16 protein-coding genes and 1 riboswitch are annotated in these 21,743 nt (G+C 48.8%); of the genes, 3 read left to right on the forward strand and 13 right to left on the reverse strand.

Annotated features, from left to right (window positions below; all coding sequences use genetic code 11):
* Positions 1–178: 178 nt before the first annotated feature.
* The 5 genes from KTO58_RS10000 to KTO58_RS10020 all read right to left on the reverse strand — a co-directional run bounded on the left by KTO58_RS10000 (position 179) and on the right by KTO58_RS10020 (position 7,063).
* A complete protein-coding gene (locus KTO58_RS10000; RefSeq protein ID WP_095839493.1) occupies positions 179–463 on the reverse strand; it encodes a DUF5952 family protein in 285 nt (94 codons plus the stop codon).
* A 145-nt stretch (positions 464–608) separates the two neighbouring features.
* Positions 609–1,583, reverse strand: coding sequence for an acyltransferase domain-containing protein (locus KTO58_RS10005; protein WP_095839492.1), 975 nt, complete (start codon positions 1,581–1,583; stop codon positions 609–611).
* Positions 1,584–1,634: 51 nt separating this feature from the next.
* Positions 1,635–4,010, reverse strand: a complete 2,376-nt coding sequence (gene fabD / locus KTO58_RS10010; protein ID WP_095839491.1) for an ACP S-malonyltransferase — start codon at positions 4,008–4,010, stop codon at positions 1,635–1,637.
* Between the two features lie 60 nt (positions 4,011–4,070).
* Positions 4,071–4,595: a transcription termination/antitermination protein NusG gene (nusG, locus tag KTO58_RS10015; protein WP_095839490.1), complete on the reverse strand. Its 525-nt coding sequence runs from the start codon at positions 4,593–4,595 to the stop codon at positions 4,071–4,073.
* A gap of 1,460 nt (positions 4,596–6,055) precedes the next feature.
* Positions 6,056–7,063 (reverse strand): quinone oxidoreductase family protein, encoded by a 1,008-nt coding sequence (locus KTO58_RS10020; RefSeq protein ID WP_095839488.1) that lies wholly within the window; start codon positions 7,061–7,063, stop codon positions 6,056–6,058.
* A gap of 95 nt (positions 7,064–7,158) precedes the next feature.
* Between KTO58_RS10020 and KTO58_RS10025 the strand changes: the two genes are divergently transcribed.
* Together KTO58_RS10025 and KTO58_RS10030 are read left to right on the forward strand one after the other, a co-directional pair.
* A complete protein-coding gene (locus KTO58_RS10025; protein WP_095839487.1) occupies positions 7,159–8,019 on the forward strand; it encodes an AraC family transcriptional regulator in 861 nt (286 codons plus the stop codon).
* 7 nt (positions 8,020–8,026) lie between these two features.
* A complete protein-coding gene (locus KTO58_RS10030; protein ID WP_095839486.1) occupies positions 8,027–8,737 on the forward strand; it encodes an SMUG2 DNA glycosylase family protein in 711 nt (236 codons plus the stop codon).
* On the opposite strand, the gene KTO58_RS10035 is transcribed toward KTO58_RS10030, so the two are convergent.
* From KTO58_RS10035 to KTO58_RS10055, 5 genes are all read right to left on the reverse strand, one after another.
* Complete coding sequence (locus tag KTO58_RS10035; RefSeq protein WP_095841627.1) at positions 8,738–9,532, reverse strand: M90 family metallopeptidase; 795 nt, start codon at positions 9,530–9,532, stop codon at positions 8,738–8,740. It abuts the gene before it with no gap.
* Positions 9,533–9,658: 126 nt separating this feature from the next.
* Positions 9,659–10,024 (reverse strand): SpoIIAA family protein, encoded by a 366-nt coding sequence (locus KTO58_RS10040; RefSeq protein ID WP_157753053.1) that lies wholly within the window; start codon positions 10,022–10,024, stop codon positions 9,659–9,661.
* 284 nt (positions 10,025–10,308) lie between these two features.
* On the reverse strand, positions 10,309–12,735 hold the full coding sequence (locus KTO58_RS10045; RefSeq protein ID WP_225860177.1) for an AsmA family protein: 2,427 nt from the start codon (positions 12,733–12,735) through the stop codon (positions 10,309–10,311).
* Positions 12,736–12,819: 84 nt separating this feature from the next.
* The gene (gene glk, locus KTO58_RS10050) at positions 12,820–13,887 is read right to left on the reverse strand and encodes a glucokinase (RefSeq protein WP_225860178.1); all 1,068 of its coding nucleotides are present in this window, start codon (positions 13,885–13,887) and stop codon (positions 12,820–12,822) included.
* A 29-nt stretch (positions 13,888–13,916) separates the two neighbouring features.
* Positions 13,917–14,357, reverse strand: coding sequence for a DUF6841 family protein (locus KTO58_RS10055; RefSeq protein WP_095839483.1), 441 nt, complete (start codon positions 14,355–14,357; stop codon positions 13,917–13,919).
* 274 nt (positions 14,358–14,631) lie between these two features.
* Here KTO58_RS10055 and KTO58_RS10060 point away from each other — a divergent pair, with 274 nt between their 5' ends.
* On the forward strand, positions 14,632–16,428 hold the full coding sequence (locus KTO58_RS10060; protein ID WP_095841625.1) for a glycoside hydrolase family 15 protein: 1,797 nt from the start codon (positions 14,632–14,634) through the stop codon (positions 16,426–16,428).
* Positions 16,429–16,491: 63 nt separating this feature from the next.
* On the opposite strand, the gene KTO58_RS10065 is transcribed toward KTO58_RS10060, so the two are convergent.
* From KTO58_RS10065 to KTO58_RS10075, 3 genes are all read right to left on the reverse strand, one after another.
* Positions 16,492–18,717, reverse strand: coding sequence for a bifunctional alpha,alpha-trehalose-phosphate synthase (UDP-forming)/trehalose-phosphatase (locus KTO58_RS10065; RefSeq protein ID WP_095839482.1), 2,226 nt, complete (start codon positions 18,715–18,717; stop codon positions 16,492–16,494).
* Positions 18,718–19,124: 407 nt separating this feature from the next.
* Complete coding sequence (locus tag KTO58_RS10070; RefSeq protein ID WP_095839480.1) at positions 19,125–20,069, reverse strand: NADP-dependent oxidoreductase; 945 nt, start codon at positions 20,067–20,069, stop codon at positions 19,125–19,127.
* Positions 20,070–20,121: 52 nt separating this feature from the next.
* A complete protein-coding gene (locus KTO58_RS10075; RefSeq protein ID WP_095839479.1) occupies positions 20,122–21,414 on the reverse strand; it encodes a voltage-gated chloride channel family protein in 1,293 nt (430 codons plus the stop codon).
* A 42-nt stretch (positions 21,415–21,456) separates the two neighbouring features.
* A riboswitch (Fluoride riboswitch) is annotated at positions 21,457–21,525 on the reverse strand.
* Positions 21,526–21,743 lie beyond the last annotated feature (218 nt).

Here is a 21,743-nt window from a genome sequence, read left to right on the forward strand (position 1 = left end):
CGTTAGGCATAGTGTATGATAAGTGGACGGTGGAAAATGTAGTACGGTGCGATAGTGATGAGCGGTCCGCAGCAGCCTGTTGTGGTGGCTGATAATTTCTGATGACGCCGGTATCCGGTAGTTATTCCATAGGAGACACAACTACCGGATATCATTGTACGATGGGAGGTATAGGGTTTCAATCGATGATGAACCTGGAGTAACAGAAGGCTTCCTTGATATTGTCGAGTTCATCGACTTCTTCTCCGTCGCAGATGAGTTCTGCGGTAGCGGAAGGGGAAAAAGCTGCCTGTACAATGTTCAGGATTCTGATCACAATGGGTTTAAAATGGTTCTTACTGATAAACATGTATTTATCAGCGATTTCCGGGGTGGTACATGCATCCGCTTTGAGAGTGTGGTTTACCAGTATCCCCACCTCATTAATAAATTCGCAATTGATGGTTAATGTGAGCTTTTCCATAGTCAACGATTTTAACATTAACACTATTTTTTTGGGGTCACGATCTGTTTTACCGCGAAAGGCTTACAGGCTTTTTTATGTAGCGGCATGCATATTCATGCTTACAAATCAATTCATTTATTTTCTTTTTTTTAAATCAGGATGGTTATAAGCTGGCTGAGGCGGTTACTTCTCTCAGTTGCTGTAAGTTTTTAATTTCCTGCCGGAAAGGGCTCATGATGCCATATTGTTTAGAGCCATTAGCGGGGTTAACAATTTTATTCAGTATGTTTTTTATTGTTCCGGAGGGGCTGCAGTCAATGTACCTGCAGGGGGTTTTTGTTTCCAGGAATTGGACGGCCTCGTTGAGTTTCATTGGAGCTCTTACTGCTTGCCAACAGTAATCGGCGTCTAATGTGGAAAGCGGCTGTCCGTGTACGCCAGCGATGAAAGGGATCGCTGGTGGGATAAAGGAAATGTTATAGAAGGTGTCTTTGAATTTTTTTTCTGCTATGTCGATCAGTTGGCTGTGAAAAGCGTATTGAACGGGCAACTGCATGTAGAGCATTTCATTTTGGTCCAGGAACCTGATGATGGGTTGTACCCTATCTTCTGCGGCAGCGATGGTAAAATGCTGATCATAGTTGACGGCAGCGAGGGTGCTGTTGGTATATAATTCCGGGGCTTTTCGGAAAATGGTGTTGTCGTGCAGGATGGAAATCATGGTTCCTTTTCTGCAATATGAAGATAGGACTTCTGCCTGCCGTATGACAGCGGACAGCATATTTTCCGGTGCTACGGCGCCGCTAACGGCGGCGGCTACCATTTCTCCGAGGCTGTTGCCCAATACGTAGTCCGGCCGTAGTTGCAGGTCTTGCTGCAACATGACGGCCAGTGCGTATTGTATCATAAAGATTGCCGGGTTGGTAAATCGGAGTTCATCGAATGCGGCGCCACGGGGCTGGTGGTTGCCGTAGACGGTATCGAGTACGGAGGCAGCCATCAGCTGGCGGGCGTGCAGGTCGAGTGTAAGTAATGTATTTCTGAAGGTTTCGTTGGATTGGTATAATTCCTCACCCATGTTGTAGTACTGGCATCCTTGTCCTGCGAACAGGAATACCGTTGGTTTCGTTTGTTCCATAGTTCGTTTGTTGTTGTGAGGAACTGGGTTGGTGCTGTGGGGTTATTGGTGTTATACCAGGCTACCGTTGAGCACTTTTTCTTCTTTTTCTGCTACGGCTGTCACTGCGGAGGGGACGGAGCGGTAGAATTGGGCCAGGTATGCGGCGGCGCTTTCGACGAGGAGGACGGCTATTTCGTCGACGTGTCGATTTTTCCAGCTTTTGAGCGGGGTATTTTTCACCCATTGGTTAAAGGCGCCTAAGGCGGAGCTGGTATGTATCTGGAAGTCTACTTTGGCATCGTTGTTACCCACCAGTGCTGCTTTGAGGCTGTTGGCAAAATAGGCTTTGAACACTAGGGCCATTTTATGTTTGGGTTGTTGTTGTGCTTTTGTGATTTCGGCGGCGGGGGTGACGGCTTTTAGTGCTTCGAAAACGGTTTCCAGTGGTTGCTGGAAGTAGCGGCTTTCGAGCTGGGATTTGTCTTTGGGATCTATTTGTTCGAGGGTATCATATCTTTTATACAGTTCGTAGAGTTTATTGGCGCGGGCGGGGAAGAACAATCCTTTTTTGAGGACCTGGATACGAGCGCCATATTCGAACATGTCGCCGGCGGGTACGTAGTCGGTGTCCTGGATGTTCATGTCTTGCAGCAGGTCTTTGGCGACGTTGCTGGTGCCTGCTTCTACGGTACATTGATTGACAGATCCGGTGAGGATGAATGCGGCGCCGAGGAGGAATGATGCGGCGGCGGATTCGGGAGTGCTGATACCACCGGCTACCCCTATACGTACGGGTACGGCATATTTATATTGCTGAACCAGTTCGTCGCGGAGCCTGCTGATGGTAGGGAATAAGGCGTAGGGCATGCGGCGATCGGTGTGTCCTGCGGAGTCGGCTTCTGTGCAGATATCGTCTGCCATGGGGATGAGCTGGCTCAGGGCTGCTTCTTCGCTGGTGATCTTGCCTTCGCTGAGCAAGGTGTCTACGATCTGTTTGGGGGCAGGTTCGAGGAATACCTGAGCTACTTCGGGCCGGGATAGTTTGGCCAGGATGCGATTTGTTGGTATTACGCGTCCTTTGTTATCGCGGCGGAGGCCTTTTAGGCGATAATGAACGATGGCATTGCTGAGTCCTACGTATGCGGCGGCTTCTATGTTACGGATGTTGTACTGGAGGAGTAATGCAACGACGGCATCTTCTGCGGCCGGGTCGGCGGCGTTGTGCCAGAGGTTGACGCCATAGGGAGCATCTGGTTCGAGTTCGGCCTTTATGGCATTGATGCCAGTTTCTATTTCCTGAAGGGAGAGCCCACCTGTACCGAAGAAGCTGAGCAGGCCGGCTTTCGCCATGCGTACTACGAGTTCTTTGGAGGAGATGCCATGGAACATGCCACCTGCGACGTATGCATATTTTACGTTGTAGGTGTGGCGGAATTGTTCGTCGCCCAAGGCGTTGGCTGGGATGGTGATGGCGCCTTTGGGTGTGGGCGGCAGGAGGTCTGGTAACCAGGAAGGCTGGCCGTTGGTATTTTTGGTTACGGCCGGTGCTTTATGTTGTGTGCGTATAGTGGGCGGTGTTATGTCCAGTTCGGAGGCAGGAATTGGATTTTTGAGGATGAAGTCGGTCATTTTAGTGAGTACGTCGCCGGGGCCTACTTCATGGAATCCTGTGACGCCCTGGTGTACGAGGTAGCTGACGCTGGCGTACCATTTTACCTGGCTGGTGATCTGCCGGGTGAGCCAGTCTGCCAATGTGCTATCTGTGTAGGGGCGTGCGGTGGCGTTGGCGATTACGGGTATTTTGAGCGGGGAGAATTTGAATCCGTTGACGAAGGAGCGGAAGTTGTCTTCGGCTTCTTTCATGTACCGGGAGTGGAATGCGCCGCTGACGTTGAGGGGGAAGTATAGTTTGGCGCCGCTGGCTTCGAATGGGGCTTGTGCGGCGATGATATCTTCGCGGAGGCCTGATATTACGATTTGTTCGGCGGAGTTATAGTTAGCGACATCCATACTGCTGAAGTTGTGTTCTTGCAGTATTTTCTCGACGGTATTTATTTTGAGTCCGATGAGGGCGGCCATGCCACCGTTTTTGATCTGGCCCATGATCTCGGCTCTTTTCTTCACCAGTTTGAGGCCGGTTTCGAAGTCGAATGCGCCGGCGGCGAACAGGGCGACATATTCGCCGAGGCTGTGTCCTAATGCGAAGTCGGGTTCGCCTTCTGTTTCTACGCGATCGAGATAGGTGAAGGCGTTGACTACGTATAGTGCGGGTTGTGTGTATTGTGTCTGGTTGAGGATGCGCTGCGGGTCTTTGGAGCAGAGTTCTGCGATATCATAGCCGAGAACTTCACTGGCGGCGGCGGTCAGTTGTTTGTATTTATCAAACAGCTGTTCGCCCATGCCTCTTCTTTGCGAACCCTGGCCGGGAAACAAGTATGCTTTCATATGAATATTGGTTGTGGGATTATATACGGGTGGGGAGGGGATCGATTGGTAGTTAAGGGGTTATCCTATTCGTTCGACCTGGCAGCTTTCTATTTCTACGGATACGGCCTGGTTGATCACGGGTAATTTGATCACGAATCGTACCTGATTGGATTTGCGGAGCAGGATACCTTCGAGGCCGGAGAAGATGCCTTGTACTACACGGACTTTATCACCGATACAGTAAAAATATTCTGTGGTGAGATCAGAACCTTTGGCTTCTATGCGTTTTATTTTATCGATCTCTTCCTGGCTGATGGATACGGGTCTGCCTTCGAAGGAGACGATGCGGATAACGCCTGGAATGGATAGTATCCTGGTTTTTTCGCTGAGGTGCATCTTAACGAATACATAGTTAGCGAAGAGTGGTGATTGGATACTTTTCATTCTATCGCTCCATTTTCGCAGTTCGTTTCTCACCGGGAGGTAACATTCGGTGTCCTGATAGAGGATCTCCTGGGTGATCTTCTTCTCAAATTTGGGTCTTGTGTATAGTACATACCATTTTCTCTCAAGCAGTGTTGGCTTAATAACTACGGGTTCCATATTAACAGGTTTCAAGGGCTAAACCAAATAGGCATAACAGTTCCGGTCAAGCAGCTGTGAAGCTGATCGTCAAACGCTGAAATTTATAAAGGCATAAACTGAATGGAAGCGAGTGTCCTGTTTGTATGCGGTAATACGACAATGGAGTCAACAACAGCCGGTTGTGGCAGGTTTTCAATATTACTTTTCTTATTTGGGGACAGGGCTTCGCCCATTTATGTCACAGACATAGTTTATATCAAAAAAAATCTTTGGAAAACACGGGGGAATCTTCAATATCCAGTCGTGTCCGAAGGGGCGCTTAGTAACAAGTAGCAAGGTAATTACTCAGCAAACTGTAGTTAATGGTTTGAGGGTTCTAATATGATAGCATTTTTTTAACCTGTTGGCTTCATGGTTCCAGGGGGGTCTTCTCTAACTCGTCGTAAAAAAATGACTACAATTACTCTTTTAGCATATGCAAACCATCAACTAAATCTAAAATAGTCAAATTACCTCAAACAAACAAATGACCTACGTAAAATTGCGTAAGATTAATCATCTTTTAATAACTAAAAATGCAATGTTGATGATCTAAATGTATGCATTAAAAAAAACACTATACCTGCAAAACGGCCACAGAAAAGCGCTAACAGGCATGATCAACATGAATCAACAATTGCACCGCCTTCAACGTGCAGTGAGTATGCAATTATATGTAACGATCATCACCGATCAAATACGGTAAAAAAAACGGGGTCAAAGACATGTCACCTTCTTTTACCTGCTGCAGTTATTCTGCATGTCTGTAGCGGCTTTCAACGGATTCATATTGTCAAAAGCATCAATACTGTAACAGTGACACTTAAATATTATTATCTCACTGCAATAATATTACTGTTGGTAATGGGCAGCTGATCTATGTGTTTGGCTATTTAACGGGAAGGTTTTCATACGTGGATGTTATTTGTATTTATCACCTTCATTCATACGTGTATTCTTCATAATCTTAACTGTAAAAGCTGCGTTACAGTGGAATCTAATTTTTATCAGACATACGGGTGCTGAGATAAAACTGTTTTTATTTCATATCATACTCATAATTTTTGTAATGATTTTGTCTTCGCTTAACATGTCATTCATCCTATCTATATTGACAGTTACAGGAGATGATGTTGTGTCGATTTGTTTTGGTGTTTAGTGGCTCTCCTATTATTACCGGTCTAAGCAATTGCTGGTATTAGTTCCGGGGTTAACGGTTTGATGGTTTGTCAGGCTAAAAGTAATCTACAGTAATTGCGATATTAAATTTATGTAATTATTGACACAAATACAATTCCGTCATCCGGATTTATTTGAGCGGTCGGTTAACGTTACTAACGAGTAATAACTGCGTGTATACTGCATTTAAGCAGTAATACTGCAGTTATTACTTAGTGTATTGGATACCGTTATACCGGTATATATATGTATGGTTGGTTTTATTGATTGGTGAGTACGATCTTACCGAATTGCTGGCCTGCTTTCATGTATTGCAATGCTTCTTCTGCGTGATCGAGGGACGGGTATACTTTATCTACTATGGGTTTGATGGAGGGGTGATCTTTGATGAGCTGCAGCATGTCTTTGAATTCCTGTGGGGTGCCCATGGTGGTGCCGAGGACGGACAGGTTTTTGTAGAAGATATCTGCCGGCCGGATGTTGTTGATGATGCCACTGGTGGCGCCCCAGAATACGATGCGGCCTCCGGGTTTTGCCAGTTGGAGCAGGCTGGCGAATCCATCGCCGGATGCGCTATCCAGTATTACATCGAAGCCACCGGAGGATGCTGTTGCTTTGTCGACCCAGTCGGCGTTGCGGTAGTTGAAACCATCTTTGGCGCCCAATGTTTGGGCTTTAGCGATCTTTTCTGGGCTGCTGGAGGTGACATATACTTCTGCGCCAGCTACCAGTGCGAAGTGTAAAGCGAGCAATGCGGTGCCCGCGCCGATGCCGGTGATGAGTACCTTCTCTCCTTTTCTGACCTGTGCGCGGGTAGTTACGGCGCGGTAGGTGGTGATACCTGCGAGCGGTAATGCGGCGGCTTCTTCATCGGTGTAGCCATCGGGTTTGGCATGTACGTATTGCTGACCGACGGCGATGTATTCGGCGAAGGTGCCCTGATCAGGGCTACCCAGTATTTTGAAGGAAGGGTCGAAGGCGGCGGGGTTATCGCCCCAATTGTGGCTGGGGTTGATAATAACCGGCTGCCCTATCTCCCACCCTGTTACGTCGTGGCCCAAGGCGGCGATGGTGCCGAAGCCATCGGAGCCCAGTACGATCCTATCTTTTACGGCGCTGTTGTAGTTGCCGGTACGTATCCAGACGTCGCGGTAGTTGAAGGCGGAATAGGCCAGTTTGATAAGTATTTCGTTGGCTGCGGGGGTGGGTGTTGGGATGTCTTCTATGTGCACCGGTTTGTTGGCGCCGCTTAAAATAACTGCTTTCATACCTGTATTTTATTATGATTTAGTGCTACAAAGTTGCGCACATATATACATCCACCACTTGTACATTTCTGTTAAAATCTTGTATCTTTGCGGCTATGGAGAAGCCACATCTGCATCAGCCGGTTGAGATCATTCTTTGTGACCTGGAGCCTGGTCATGATCCGGCGCACCGGCATAATTTCTTTGAGTTTGTGTATGTATTGTCGGGGACGGGGCATCAGTGTATCAACAAGCATAAGTTTGCCTATGCGGCCGGGCATATGTTTTTGACTACGCCGGGGGATTGTCAGTCTTTTGACATTGTGACCGCTACGCGTTTTTTCCTGGTACGTTTTAATGCTTTGTTCATCCGGTCGGGTCAATTTCATGTAGCGCGGCAGCACCGTACGGAGTGGCTGGAGCGGCTGGCGAACGTGTTACAGCATGCCAGTCATGATCCGGGGTGTATATTGCGGCATCAATGTGATAAGTCGCTGGTGCGGCCGTTGGTCGTGAGTATTATCCGGGAGCAGGAGAATACGGCTTTATACAACCAGGAGTTGATACAGCAGATGATCAATACGCTGATCATTATAGTGGTGCGTAACCTGGCGATGAATATGCCGGAGAAGATCAGTGATCGGACGGACGATAAGGCGCTGGACATTTTGCAATATGTGCAGCAGCATATCTATGAGCCGGAGAAGATCCGGATAGAGGCGATCAGTAAGTATTTCGGGATATCGGAGAGTTACCTGGGGCGATATTTTAAGAAGCACGCCAACGAGACGTTGCAGCAGTATATTACCAACTATAAGTTGCGGTTGGTGGAGGCCCGTTTAAAGTATAGTGATATGCGGATGAATGAGATTGCGTTGGAGTTAGGGTTTACGGATGAGAGTCATTTGAATCGTATTTTCAAAAAGTACAAGGGTCAGAATCCATCTGAGTACCGGAAACAATTCCTTCAAAAATAAAAGTTGTATGTCCAAGACCTTTGCGGACCATGTTATTGCCTTTAATGAGCAATTATCTTTTGATGCTGTGTTGCCGGCGGGTATCCGGGTGATGAATCCATTCCGGGAGCAGGCGGGTGTGATGGACGTGATGCAGCAGTTTTACAAAAAATATTACGGTGACCGCCGGCGCCGGCGGTTGATACTCGGAATTAATCCTGGCCGGCTGGGCTCTGGCAGTACGGGGGTACCTTTTACGGATACGAAACGTATGCAGGAGGTGTGTGGTATTACGATCCCGGGGATGAAGACGCATGAGCCCTCTTCTGTATTCATTTATGACGTGATTGCTGCCTATGGCGGGCCGGCGGTATTTTACCAGGATTTGTATATAGGTTCTGTTTGTCCGCTGGGATTTGTGTCGCGTACGGCGGGTGGTAAGGAGGTGAACTATAATTACTACGACAGCAAGGAGTTGACAAAGGCGGCGTTGCCTTTGATTGTGAGCAGCCTGGAGCGGCAGTTAACATTTGGGTTGGACCGGGAGGTATGTTATGTGATGGGGACGGGTAAAAATGCGGTGTTTTTTACGCAGTTGAATGCGGAGCACGGCTTTTTCGGGGAGGTGGTGCCATTGGAGCATCCGCGGTTTGTGATGCAGTATAAGGCGAAGACGAAGGATCTGTATGTTGATAAGTATCTGCAGGCATTTGCGGATGTGGGGCCGACCGGGCAGTGATCAGTAGGCAGGTTCCTGGTTGAATATAAGACCGAGGATGCCGTATAGTGCGGGATGATGGGCTTTGAGGCGGGCAGGTTCCTGGAAAAAATATTCGGCTGCTACGGCGAGGAATTCGCTTTCGCGGGTAGCGGCGTAGGGGTTGATATCGGAGGTCCCTTCTTCTATATTTTGTGTTTCCTGTTGGATGATATGTTGCCAGGCGTCGCTGTAGCGATGTTCGAGGAAGTTGCGTGGGAATCCATCGATGATGCCATCGGATTTATCGAGCAGGTGTACGAATTCGTGGATGCCGGTGTTGCTGGTGCCGCTTTCGGCGGTGTAGCCATGCCGGAGTGCTTGCCGGGACAGTACCATTTGTCCGTTGAGGGTACCGCTACCTACCATGCCGAGGATGTTGCGGCGATCTCCTTCGAACTGGTATTGTTCGTCGAAGGTATCGGGATAGAGGATGACGTTGGTGAGGTTGGTATATTTCCAGGAGGGGAATCCGAATACGGGAATGACGGCGCTGGCGGCGATGAGGATGCGGTCGACACTTTCGACCTCCACTCCTACTCCTTCTATGGTGGTATGGTGGAGGAACTGGCGGACGAGTTGTGCGAAGCGTGTTTTTGCCGGTTGGTCGAGTTGCTGATAGTACTTTACGTGTCGGGCCAACAATAATTCATCATTACCTGGTACGGCGACGCGTTGTCGTTGCCATCGTTTGAGATAGTGTCTGACATAGAGGAACAACAGGCCTGTGAACAGTACTGTCATTACACCTACCAGGATATATGCACCTATGTACATGAGGATAAAGCTATGTGATTTAGCAGGCATCACAAAATAATACCGATGTGGCCGGGCGTGGGGGTTTGGTTTCCTGACGCGGGGGTCGGGAGGGTATATTGGATGATCAGCCCGGGTATGCGGTTATTACTCTGCGGCTACCCATTGTTTGGCAGCTTCCAGTTCATGGATGGAGAAGCCGCGGGATTCTCCCGGAACGAGTACGCTAAAGAAGTCTGAAAATTTGTGTATGCTCCTGGAGGCGGTTACGATGGCGATACGTCTCCATTTGGTGAAGTGTTTAAGGCCGACGAGCATATCTTCCCACCAGGCGCCTGTACTAAAATGGCGAATGTCTGTGTTTAACAACAGGAGGTAGTTAATTTTTCCTGTACGCTTTGCGAGCGAATCGATGGCAGGGATCAGTACTTTTTCAAAATCTCCTTTATCAATACGGCCGGAGGCCTCTATACCTACTACGTGACTTGGAAGGTCAGTAAGGATCTGCAACATAATAAGAACAGTTTTTTTGATGCGGTTTTTGGGCATCTAAGTAGCTGAAAACAAACAATATGCCGGAAGGATGACGAATTAGGAATATTTATTCACGGATATTATGCAAAACGGAAAATTTTCGATCAGTATTGTTGTTGATGGCGTTTTTGGACGTGGTAGTGAACGAATATTGTTAAGCAAATAACGCGGTGGCGCTGCCATTTATTACAGGCACTTTGTCAGTGTTGCTTTGGTTACCCAAGATGAGTATATGACATCCCGGCACGGATACCGGCAATTGGTCAGTCATCATTATCCGCTTTACCGAGTTTTATTTTCACTTTCCCATCTTTGTCGTTCACTGCGTGCAAATGTACGATCAATCCTTTGCGACTACGCCGCAGTTTTTCTGCTTCGTCGGTGATAGCGCTGTCTTTAGCGGGGTTGCGCAAGGGGATATCGAGGCTGATGTTGGTACCGGTGCCCAGGCCGTATACGCCTGCTACGTCCATATTGATGGCGCTGGTGGCGATGCGCATGGGTGGGATGATGACTTTGTTGCCTTTTACTTCTAAAGTATTGCGGAGGTTGTCGAAGGTGATGTTAGACATATTACGGCGGCGGAAGACGAATTTGCCGATGTTTTCCAGCGGTTCGAAATGGATGAGTGCTGCTTGTCGGAGGTTGAATCCGAGGGAGCCAAAGAGGGAGTGTTTGACGAGGGTGCCATTATCGAGTACGTTGCCACTGAGGTCGATGTTGGCGGAGAGGATGCCTTTGAGGTTGTTGGAGGTTAGTTTTTCCAAGCCGAAATTATTGAAGGCATAGAATAGCTGATCGATGTGTACGTTGTTGAGGGAGGCATTGACTTTGAATTTGTTGTTATTGCCATCCTGCTGGATATTTCCTTTCATATTGAGTGAGCCGCCGGCATGTTGCAAGGCGATCTGCCGGAGCAGGATGCCGGTTTGTGTGAGGGTGAGGTCTGCTTTTACCTGTTGGGCATTGAAGCGGCGGTACAGTACTTTATCGAGTTGTACCTGCATGTTGACATTACTTTGATTGAGGACGATATCGAGCTGGGTAACGGCACGGGAGACTTTTTTGCGGGTGGTGGCGGTGCTTTTGGCTTTTCCTCTTTGGGCGAGGAAGGAGCGGAATTCGTTGAGGTCTACTACCGGGCTTTTTATTTTCCAGTCGAGTAATATTTTATCTGGGGCGCTGAAGTAGAAGTTCATGAGGTTGCGGACGGTGCCTTCCATCATGAGGGCGCTTTTATCTGTGCGGATGCGGATATTTTGGAGTACGAGATCATTTCCGGTGAATGCGAGGGTGGCGTTACAATCTTTGAAGGAGAGGTTACGCGGGAGGTATACCATGGCTCCTTTTTCCACCTGGATGATACCGCGGAGGAATGGTTGGATGGTATCTCCTTCGGTGACGCCTCCTTTATAATAGAGGTCAGCGACGGCGGTGCCGCTATTGAACTGGAACACATCTCCCCCTGCTGCTTCATTGAGATCGGTGAGTGGGAATTTGGATCGGAAGTGGCCGGAGAGGGCGGGGTGTTTGAGATTGAGTACGCGGACGGTATCGGCCTGGAGAGGTACGCCCAGCCATTTGGCGGATAGTTTATTAAGATGTACGATAGAGTTTTCGTCGTTGTGACCATTTCCGGGCACCAGTTCGTTAAAGAAGCCACCGGTGAAGCTACACTCGTTGAAAGTGCCTGCTTTGGTGATGAAGGTATTGTTGGTTGTTTTCCAGGAGACGCGGACGAGGGGGGTATCGCGGTATTGCATGTGTCCTCTGAGGACGGCTTTTATGTCCAGTGGTTTTTCGAGGTCGAGGTGTTTGAGTTTGCCGGAGATATTAGGCGGCATGAATGATGCTGCTTTGCGGAAGGCGACATTATTGACGGTGATATCCAATGCGAAGGCGGGCGGTTTGGGGCCGAAGTCGAATGATCCGTTGAGGTTGACTGGTTGTTTGTCGATGCGGATATCCTGTGCGGGTATACGCAATATTTTTTCTTTCCTATTGAAGACGAGGCGCATGTTGGTGGCTTCGAGCAATTTGTCTTTGATATAGCTGCCTTTGTCGGTATTGAATTCGAAGTTGCTGATGTGGATGGCGGTGGTGAGATCGATGAGACGGGCGGTGTCGGAGGATTGTACGGTGCCTTTGAGGTATTGGATGTTGAGTTTAAACAGTTTGTGTTTCTGGTGATTTTCCAGGGTGAACTGTACGTCTCTCATTTGGAGGCGGCTGATGGCGGCATCGGTGTTGTTTTTGCCCTCTTTTTTGCGACCGCGGCGGAATACGCTGGTGTTGCTATATCCGAGGCTGTCGGTAAAGAGGTATATGGCCCCTTTGTCGAAGGTGATCTCTTGTATGTCGAGTTGTTTTTTGAGTAGGGCGGCGGTGTTGATTTTGACAAATATGAGGGATGCATCGAGCAAGGTGTGGTGGTGTTTTGCCCAGAGGCTGTCTTGCAAGGTGACATTTTTGAGGCCGACGGAAACGTTGGGGAAGCTGCGTACGAGGGATGGGGACATGTCACCGATGACGAGTTGGCCGTTGAGGCGTTCGCTGAGGCGTGTATTTATTTGGACCAGGATGGTCTTTTTATTAGCGGAGATGTACCAGGCCAGTCCGAGCCAAGCGATGATGATGAGGGCTAAGAGGCCACCGCAAACAATGAGTCCATAACGCAACCATTTCCGCATATTCAGGATATTTAAGCTTATAAAAGATCGATCATAAACACGGGTATGTGTTTATTTATTATTGTATTGCTCCTTACGGGGAGTTCATTGGTCTGCTGCGGCGAAGGCGGCGTAGTATGCGGCGCCCCACAAGGCGGTTTTATCATTATTGATAAGATGTATGGGTACGCCGGTGAGTAGTTCTACGAGGCGATCGCTTTGCAGGTAGTGATGATAGAAGTCGTTGTTTTGCAGCAGGGGGGCTATTTTCGGCGGGATGCCACCACCGAGGAAGAGGCCACCTGTTGCTTTCATTTTCAGTACGAGGTTGGCGGATTCGCGGGCCAGGTACCGGACGAATAGTTCCATTGTTTTGATGCAGATGGAGAGTTTTTCTTCGAGGGCATTGGTGCTGATGACGGCGGCCGGGTCATTTTCGCGCATGGTTTGTGCGAGCCAGTCGGGTTCGAGCATATTTTTTTCGTCGCGGAGGAAGATGTATATGTCCATGATACCTGGTCCGGAGAGGAGTCGTTCCCAGCTGACGATCTCATATTTTTCCTGGAAGTACTGGAGAAGTTCTATATCGAGATCTGTTCTGGGGGCGAAGTCGCAGTGGCCGCCTTCTGTGGCGAATGGCAGGTATGCGCTGCCGTTCCAGAATATGCCCGCTTCTCCGAGGCCGGTGCCTGGGGCTATGATGGCCATATTTCCTTTATGCCGGACGTTTCCTCTGTGGAGGGTAACGAGTTGATCCGGGGTGAGGGTACCGAGGCCGTATGCGGTTGCTTCGAGGTCGTTAATGAGTTTGACATTTTTGACGCCGGTGGCATGTTTGACTTCTTCTTCGCTGAGGTCGAGGGCGAGGTTGGTGAGGTCTACTTTGCCATCTATGACGGGGCCTGCCACTCCGATGCATATACGTTCGGGTGTTTTATCTGGTTGGCGGCTGAGGAACAATTTGAGTATATCTCCGATGGCGGCATATTCGCGGGAGCGATAGGTTTCGGTATCGATCATTTGCAGCTGGCCATTGGCGATATTGAAGAGGGCCAGGTTTGTTTTAGTTCCTCCCAGGTCTCCCCCCATTACATAGGTGGGTACACCGGTTGTTGCGGCATCGATCATATTTGCGAAGCGTGGCAGGTATTCCTGCTTGTTGACTACGTGCATATCTCGGTATTGGTATTTAGAAAGTGTAATTATAGGGAGCCTGGTCGTTGTTTGACAAGGGCGGCGAGTTTTTCTGGTTCGTTGATAGCGATGGCGGTATGTATTTTCAGTTCTTTGGCTTCGTTGGTACGGAGCAGGTATTCATAATCGCAATCGTATATCAGTTGATCATCGGTGTCGAGATATCGCCAGTGGATGTTGGTTTGGATGATGCTACCGGAGACGTTGCGGCCGGCTTTTACTTCTGGGATGGCTTTGGCGAATCCGTACGCCTGGTATACGGTAGCGCCTTGTCCGAAGATATTACGGAGTACATCTATATCGGTGAATGCGTTGACCTGTTCGTCGGAGATCATGAGGAATGGGGTGGCATAGCTATCGATGATATTGTTGGCATCGAAGGTCATGAGAGCCTGTCCATATTGATTGAAGAAAGCCTGTAGCTGTGTAATCAGCATTTGTTGCGCCATAGTGACCATTTTATTGATGATACGATAACGGACGAGGGTCCGTGCCTATGATACAAATAACGTTCCGAAGCCATCCATACGGTACATTAAGTTACGAATAATCGGCGCTGCCTGTTTGTTAAATGTTGCGGCGGGCTGTACCAGCAGGGAAAAAGCCAGTTGCGGGAATAACTGGAATAGCTTTTGCTGCACTGTGAACAATCCGGAACGATAAATGGTTCTATGAAGAGCAGAAAAAACCGCGTTACCAAATGAGGAATTCTAAATGTACAGCATGGAAAGACATACCTACCAGACCGGCCTGATTGGCAACTGCGCGTATTTGGCGCATATTAACAAGAACACTAATGTAGACTGGCTTTGTTGGCCCAGGATGGACAGTTCCTTCATATTTGGGGGGATGCTGGACCAGCAGAAGGGCGGCGAGTTTTCTATTTTACCGGACGGGGATTATACATCCCGGCAGTATTACCTGGAGAATACGAATGTATTGTGTACAGAAATCTCCACAACTGGCGGCAAGTACCTGATTACGGATGTGGCGCCGCGGTTTTATCAATATGAGCGGTTTTTCAAGCCATTGATGTTGATCCGGAAGATAGAGCCATTGGAGGGATCTCCGCGTATCAAGGTGAAATGTTTGCCGGTATGCGATTATGGTGGCAAGTCGTTGAAGGCATTACGCGGCAGTAATCACATTGAGTTTGAGGGATGTGAGGAGCGGTTGCGGCTGACGACGAATATTCCGATCAATTATGTGATGGAGTCGCAGCATTTTGTGTTGAATGACACCCGTTATTTGTTGCTGACGTATGGTCATCCGTTGGAGGCGCCGCTGGTGAGTACTGCGGAGACCTTTGTCCGTAATACGATCGCTTATTGGCGGTTGTGGATCAAACACAGTAACATCGCTAATTTCTATCAGCCTTATGTGATCCGGTCGGCACTTGCGTTGAAGATCCATCAGTATGAGGATACGGGGGCAATTATTGCTGCCAGTACGACGAGCCTGCCGGAGCATCCGGGCAGCGGGCGTAACTGGGATTACCGTTATTGCTGGTTGCGGGATACCTATTATGTGATCACGGCATTGAACCATATCGGGCATTTTGAGGAGATGGAGCGATATTTCAATTATATCACGGATATTTCGTTTTCGGATGATTTCCGTTATCAGCCATTGTATGGCATAACGGGTCAGAAGGCGTTGGTGGAGACGATATTGCCGCACCTGGACGGTTATATGGGTAATACGCCGGTACGTATTGGTAACCAGGCGTATGAGCATATACAGAATGATATTTACGGGCAGGTGTTGATCTCGATGTTGCCATTGTATACGGATCATCGATTTATTTTCTCTGAGCGGAAGGATTCTGACCGGTGGATCGACTTTTTATTGAACAAGATAGAGCGTACGATCGACGAGAAGGATGCTGGTATCTGGGAGTTCCGCAATTTTGCGAACATTCACTGTTACAGTAATTTATTCCAGTGGGCGGGATGTAATGCGGCGGAGAAGATTGCGCGCGGTATTGGTCATCAGCAGTTGGTACAGAAGGCGATCTCTTTGAAAGAAAGGGCGGCGGCACATATAGAGAGCTGTTATGATCCGGTGCGGAAGGTATATACGAATGCGGCGGGGAGTGATCACCTGGATGCCAGTACGTTGCAGCTGATCATGATGAATTATCTTGATCCGGCGAGCCAGCGGGCGAAGGATCACCTGGCGGTGCTGGAAAAGGAGTTGAAGACGCCGCAGGGGTTATTTTACCGGTATTTGCATTCGGATGATTTCGGGAAGCCGAAGTCGACCTTCCTGGTGTGTGCGTTCTGGTATGTGGAGGCGTTGGCTTGTGTGGGAAGGCTAGATGATGCGATCCGGGAGTTTGAGAACCTGTTGCAATATTCCAATCACCTGTTATTATTCAGCGAGGATGTGGATGAGGACAATGGCAGTCAGTGGGGTAATTTTCCGCAGGCTTACAGTCATGTTGGCTTGATGAATGCGGCGTATCGTATTTCGATGAAGCTGGATCGTCCTATCTTTTTAGAGACGCTTACGCAGTAGTTTTTTCAAATTTTATTGGCGATAAAAAAGCCGCAGGTGTGTTGCCTGCGGCTTTTTATTTTATCAGATCTTTATGGCTTCGCTTTCATTTATTTTGGTTTCTCCTGTGCCACCCTGCCGGACGAGTTCGAGGAGGAAGCTCCTTACTTCGGGTTGGCTGCGGAGGTAGTAGCGTGCTGCGCTGACCTGGCTGCCTACTTTGATGGTGATGGCTTCGGGCGGTAGTGCTTTGAAGGTATCTTCATCGGTGAAGTCGTCGCCGACGGCGAGGATGAAATCGTAGTATTGTCCATTGATGCGGGTGAGTGTTGCTTTTCCTTTGTTGATCTCGATGTTTTTCACTTCTATGACTTTATCTCCCGGGAGTAGTTGTAGTCCTTTTCCACTGGTATAGAAGCGAAGTGTTTCCATCAGTTCGTTGGCGCGCAGTTCTCCCAGTCCTTCGGCGGCATTGCGGAAGTGCCATACGAGGGAGTAACTTTTCTCTTCTATAAAAGAGCCTGGTGTGCGATCGGTGTATGTTTCGAGCATGGGCCATATTTCCTGTTTCCACTGGTCGGTGAGTGTAGGAAGCTGGTACCAGTCTTCTCCTTGCAGGCGGGTCCAGGCACCATGTTCGGCGATGATATCGATGGGGAGATGTCCCATCCATTCTTCGAGTGTTTCGTGTTTGCGGCCGCTGATGACCACTACTTCATTAGCCGGATCGTCTGCCAGGTGATTGAGGAGGTAGTACAGATCCGGGTCCGGGCTGGCCATGTCGATGTTGCCATGGAATCCTACCAAGGTGCCATCGTAGTCGAGCAGTATCAATCTTTTTCCGGCGGTAGCATATTGTGAGAATATTTGTTTGCGCAGGTCGGAGCTGATGCGGCGAGCAAGCATGGATTGTTGCAGTTGTTTTACTTCTGCGAGTCTGTTGGTGAATAATTTGACCCAATGTGCGATATTGAATTTAGAGACGATCTGTCTCATTTGTCGCATGCGGTTGCGTTGTTCTGCTTCGGGCATGTTGAGGGCCTGGTTGATGGCCCTGGCGATAGCGCCGATATTATTTGGATTTACGATGATGGCATCTATTAGTTCTTTAGATGCACCTGCCATTTCGCTCAGTATGAGTACGCCATCGTTGTTGATGCGGCTGGCGACATATTCTTTGCTGACGAGGTTCATGCCATCGCGCATGGGAGTGACGAGACAGATGCCGGCGAAATTGTAGAGGGCGGCCAGTGTTTCTATGGGGAACGAGCGATAGAAATAGTGTACGGGATGCCAGTTCATGGTTCGGAAGCGAGCGTTGATGCCACCAACGAGTTTATCTATTTCATCGCGTAGTTCTCTGTATTGCGGTACGGTATCCCTGGAGGGGACAACGATCATGTAGAGTACTACTTTCTCCATGTATTGCGGATTGAGCTGGAGGAAGAGTTGAAAGGCTTCCAGGCGTTGTAAGATGCCTTTGCTGTAATCGAGCCTGTCGATGGAGAGGATCATCTGGAGGTGGCCGAATGTTTCTTCGAGGTTGTCCAGTTGTTTTTTCACGTCGTCGTCGTGAGCGATGGATTCGAATTTATTAAAGTCGATGCCCATCGGGAATGTCTCTACGACGACGGGGCGATCCTGGATGGTGATGATATTAGCTGTAACATTGACAGGTAATACGCGGCTTGCTGCGTTGAGGAAGTGGCGGCTGTCGTCGAAAGTATGAAATCCGAGGAGATCGGCTCCCAGCATACCTTCCAGCAGTTCCTGTCTCCAGGGTATTAGGCGAAACAGTTCATAGCTGGGGAAGGGAATGTGTTGGAAGAAGCCGATGGATACATCGGGTAATTCTTTACGTATGAGGCCTGGCAGGAGGAGTAGTTGATAGTCCTGAATCCAGATGATGTCTCCTGGTGCTGCTACCTGGAGAATGGCATCTCTGAATTTTGTATTAACCTGCAGGTAGTAATCCCAGTAGGCTTGTTCGTAGCGTGCGTATACTGACATGTAGTGAAATACGGGCCACAATACTTCATTGGAGAAGCCTTCGTAGAAATTATTTATCTCATCGGCAGTGAGAAAAACGGGATGAAGATTGATGTTGGCCATTTGCTGGCGGATATCGTCCTGTGCCTTTTCGTCGTTGATGTCCATTCCTGGCCATCCTATCCAGAGATTATTACCGTTTCTGTAGATGGATCCTAATCCGGTTGCTAAACCACCTTCACTAGGTGCCAGTGTGTACGTTCCCTCTTTTTCAGTGATCTTAACGGGCAATCTGTTGGATACAATAATGGTCTTGCTCATAATGCGGTTAAACTTTTATCTGAATAATGATCTGTTTATCAAAACCTGTCTGTTTGCTGTATGCAAAACATTGATTTTAATACAAAAAATGCACCCAACTAAACGCGAAAATTAAATAGACAAATGAAACAAAAACATTTGTGGGTAAAGCGCTTTGCAAGTAGTTGTATAAAGCGGGCGCAGCTGCCGGTTCATGCGGCGGTAGTAGTATGCTGCATCAAAATGATGCACAATATACGCATTTTTTTGGAGTTATGCGGCCAGTGGCTCATTTGCGGGAGGTGTGGCAAACTGTGGAATTTGTTCTATGGTACTATGGTACAGTGGTTGGTGGATGTTTTGGCAGGTATTTCGGGGATGGGTACCCAAGTGAAGCGGGTACCCATTTTTATGTATATAAAGTAAGATCAGGCATCTATTTCGATGATTGTTTTTCCGCTGGAGATAGCGTTGCGGCTATCTTCAATAGCGGAAGCCACTTGTGTAAGTTTGATGCGGCGGGCGATAGGTATTTCTATTTTGCCTAATGCATCTTTTAGTTTGTCGAGTGAGTTGGCGCTGCCTTTTGTTTCGAAGTTACCACCTCGAAGGCCATTAGCTTTGAGGGCTGCTTCGTCGGCGACGAACACGGTGGTGAGTACGGGTCCACCTTTTTTCACCAATGCGGATAATGCTTTCAGTGTATCGGCGTTGCTGACAACATCGATGAGGCCATCGATGCCATCGGGATGTGCTTGTTTTACCTGGTCTGCCAGTGGTGCTGCTTTATAGTCTATTACTTCTTTAGCCCCTAATTTTTTCATGCGGGAGATATCGTCGCCATGTGCGGTAGCGATGACATGTAATCCATGCAAGGCGGCCAGCTGTGTGGTGAAAGAGCCTACGCCGCCGGTGGCGCCATTGATCAATACTGTTTGTCCGGGTTGGAGGTCGAGTTGTTCCAGCATTTGTTGTGCGGTCATACCGGAAGTGGGGATTGCAGCGGCTTCAGCGAAGGAGATGCCATCGGGTATGGTGGTGATGGACGCGGATTCGGGAACGACGGCATATTCGGCATAGGAGCCTTCTCCGATGGGAGCGTGAATGAACTGGCCATATATTTTGTCACCTATTTTGAACCGGGTGACGCCCTCTCCTATTGCAGTGACGGTGCCTGCGCCATCTACGCCGACGATCATGGGGAATTGGTGTGGCATCTGGCCATCGAGAATACCATCTATCATTTTCCAGTCAAAAGGGTTCATACCGGCAGCGGATACACGTATTAATACGGTACCCGGGCGTACTTCCGGGTTGGGTACATCTACTAATTCGGGGGTGGCCTTAAAGGCTGTCACTGCTATTGCTTTCATTATTTTTATTTTTAGTGAGGAGACATAAAAATAGGTAATCTACCAGACATAGTTAAGTTGTTGACGGCGGTATGCCATCTTTGGATACGGCGATACGTTGTGCCTGGTAGATCCCATTGTGGCCGCTGAAATAGTATGCGGTGAAGCAGGCGACGGCGAAATAGAGGGTATGTTCGGCGCCAAACAGTTCTATACCCATCAACGTGCAGGCGATGGGGGTATTGGTGGCGCCGGCGAAGACGGCAATGAATCCCAGGGCAGCGAAGAGATCTACGGGGGCGCCCAGGAGGATGGCGAGGGTATTACCCAGGGTAGCTCCGATAAAAAACAGAGGGGTGACCTCTCCTCCTTTGAAGCCCATCCCTAAGGTGATAGCGGTGAACAGGATTTTGAGCAGCCAGCTCCAGGTGTTTGCGCCCCCCTGTTGAAAGGCGGCGGTGATGCTGACACCACCCGGATATTGGCTATATACGCCTAATCCTATGTAATCACGGGTACCCAGGAGCCAGCAGAGCAAGATGACCAGCACACCTCCTATGGCCGGTATCATCCAGGGGATTGGTATTAACCGTTGTGCGGCATCTTTTATGCGATGCATGGTGTAGGCGAACAACCAGCTGGCGCTGCCGAAAGCGACGCCGGCGAGTATGACTTTTCCCAGCAGCTGTATGTCCAGGTGTGTCCATTGCTTAAAGGGTAATTGCCGGTAGCCGATATGATAATGTGTATGGGAGATGCCCCATGCGGCACATACGAGGTCGGCGCCGACGGCAGCCATGAGGCAAGGCAGTAATGCATTGTACCTGATGGTACCGATGGCGAGGACTTCCAGGGCGAATACGGCGCCTGCCAGCGGGGTACCGAATACGGCGCCGAATCCACCAGCGATACCTGTCATCAGCAGTATGCTGGTATCAGTGGGGCCTAATCGCAACCAGCGAGCCCATTTGCCCGCCATGCTCCCTCCTATCTGTACGGCGGTACCTTCGCGGCCGGCGGAGCCTCCAAAGAGGTGTGTGATGATAGTAGTGGCTAATACCAGGGGGCCCATGCGAGCCGGCACCCCACCACCCGGGCGATGTATCTCTTCCATAATGAGGTTGTTGCCGGCGGCGGCATTACGGCCGCTCCAACGATATAACCAATAAATGAGTATTCCCGCCAGGGGTAGTAAGTATAGCAACCAGGGGTATTGCCAGCGCAGGTGGGTAGCTTTATCCAGCAACCAAAGGAATAATGCTACCAAGGAGCCTGTAACAAGGGAGACCGGGATGAGCAGTAACGTCCAACGAAGTAATTGGTAAGTGATGTTAAGCGGTGAATGGGATGCGTTGTTCTGTTTCATATCCTACAAATAATTACGATGCTACTTACTTGATGTGAGTAGCTATTTGTAGGCGCCATCAGCCCTGAGTGGGCGGTTTTTGAGCAGGAAGACACCATTTCCTGTTAATCTGAAGCACTAAGATAGTAAAAGGAATGATATACGTTGCTTAAACAAATGATATACCTTAATTAAGCGAATGATACGGGAGAGGTGGACCTGAACAGTTAACTTCTTCATCTACAGCAATTTACAACTAATACAAAATATGCAAACAATTAATAAACAAACACTTATGCGTCAATTCGACACAAATACCCCCATATAGACCTGCTTTTGCCATGGCTATT

Source organism: Chitinophaga pendula, from assembly GCF_020386615.1.
GTDB lineage: Bacteria > Bacteroidota > Bacteroidia > Chitinophagales > Chitinophagaceae > Chitinophaga > Chitinophaga pendula.

Bases quoted from the DNA above. Each gene is read 5' to 3' on its own strand.
- KTO58_RS10035 (WP_095841627.1), bottom strand. From the start codon at position 9,532: ATGTACATAGGTGCATATATCCTGGTAGGTGTAATGACAGTACTGTTC.
- KTO58_RS10065 (WP_095839482.1), bottom strand. From the start codon at position 18,717: ATGAGCAAGACCATTATTGTATCCAACAGATTGCCCGTTAAGATCACT.
- KTO58_RS10055 (WP_095839483.1), bottom strand. From the start codon at position 14,357: ATGGCGCAACAAATGCTGATTACACAGCTACAGGCTTTCTTCAATCAA.
- KTO58_RS10045 (WP_225860177.1), bottom strand. From the start codon at position 12,735: ATGCGGAAATGGTTGCGTTATGGACTCATTGTTTGCGGTGGCCTCTTA.
- KTO58_RS10000 (WP_095839493.1), bottom strand. From the start codon at position 463: ATGGAAAAGCTCACATTAACCATCAATTGCGAATTTATTAATGAGGTG.
- KTO58_RS10075 (WP_095839479.1), bottom strand. From the start codon at position 21,414: ATGAAACAGAACAACGCATCCCATTCACCGCTTAACATCACTTACCAA.
- KTO58_RS10005 (WP_095839492.1), bottom strand. From the start codon at position 1,583: ATGGAACAAACGAAACCAACGGTATTCCTGTTCGCAGGACAAGGATGC.
- nusG (WP_095839490.1), bottom strand. From the start codon at position 4,595: ATGGAACCCGTAGTTATTAAGCCAACACTGCTTGAGAGAAAATGGTAT.
- KTO58_RS10020 (WP_095839488.1), bottom strand. From the start codon at position 7,063: ATGAAAGCAGTTATTTTAAGCGGCGCCAACAAACCGGTGCACATAGAA.
- KTO58_RS10025 (WP_095839487.1), top strand. From the start codon at position 7,159: ATGGAGAAGCCACATCTGCATCAGCCGGTTGAGATCATTCTTTGTGAC.
- fabD (WP_095839491.1), bottom strand. From the start codon at position 4,010: ATGAAAGCATACTTGTTTCCCGGCCAGGGTTCGCAAAGAAGAGGCATG.
- KTO58_RS10030 (WP_095839486.1), top strand. From the start codon at position 8,027: ATGTCCAAGACCTTTGCGGACCATGTTATTGCCTTTAATGAGCAATTA.
- KTO58_RS10070 (WP_095839480.1), bottom strand. From the start codon at position 20,069: ATGAAAGCAATAGCAGTGACAGCCTTTAAGGCCACCCCCGAATTAGTA.
- KTO58_RS10040 (WP_157753053.1), bottom strand. From the start codon at position 10,024: ATGTTGCAGATCCTTACTGACCTTCCAAGTCACGTAGTAGGTATAGAG.
- KTO58_RS10060 (WP_095841625.1), top strand. From the start codon at position 14,632: ATGGAAAGACATACCTACCAGACCGGCCTGATTGGCAACTGCGCGTAT.
- glk (WP_225860178.1), bottom strand. From the start codon at position 13,887: ATGCACGTAGTCAACAAGCAGGAATACCTGCCACGCTTCGCAAATATG.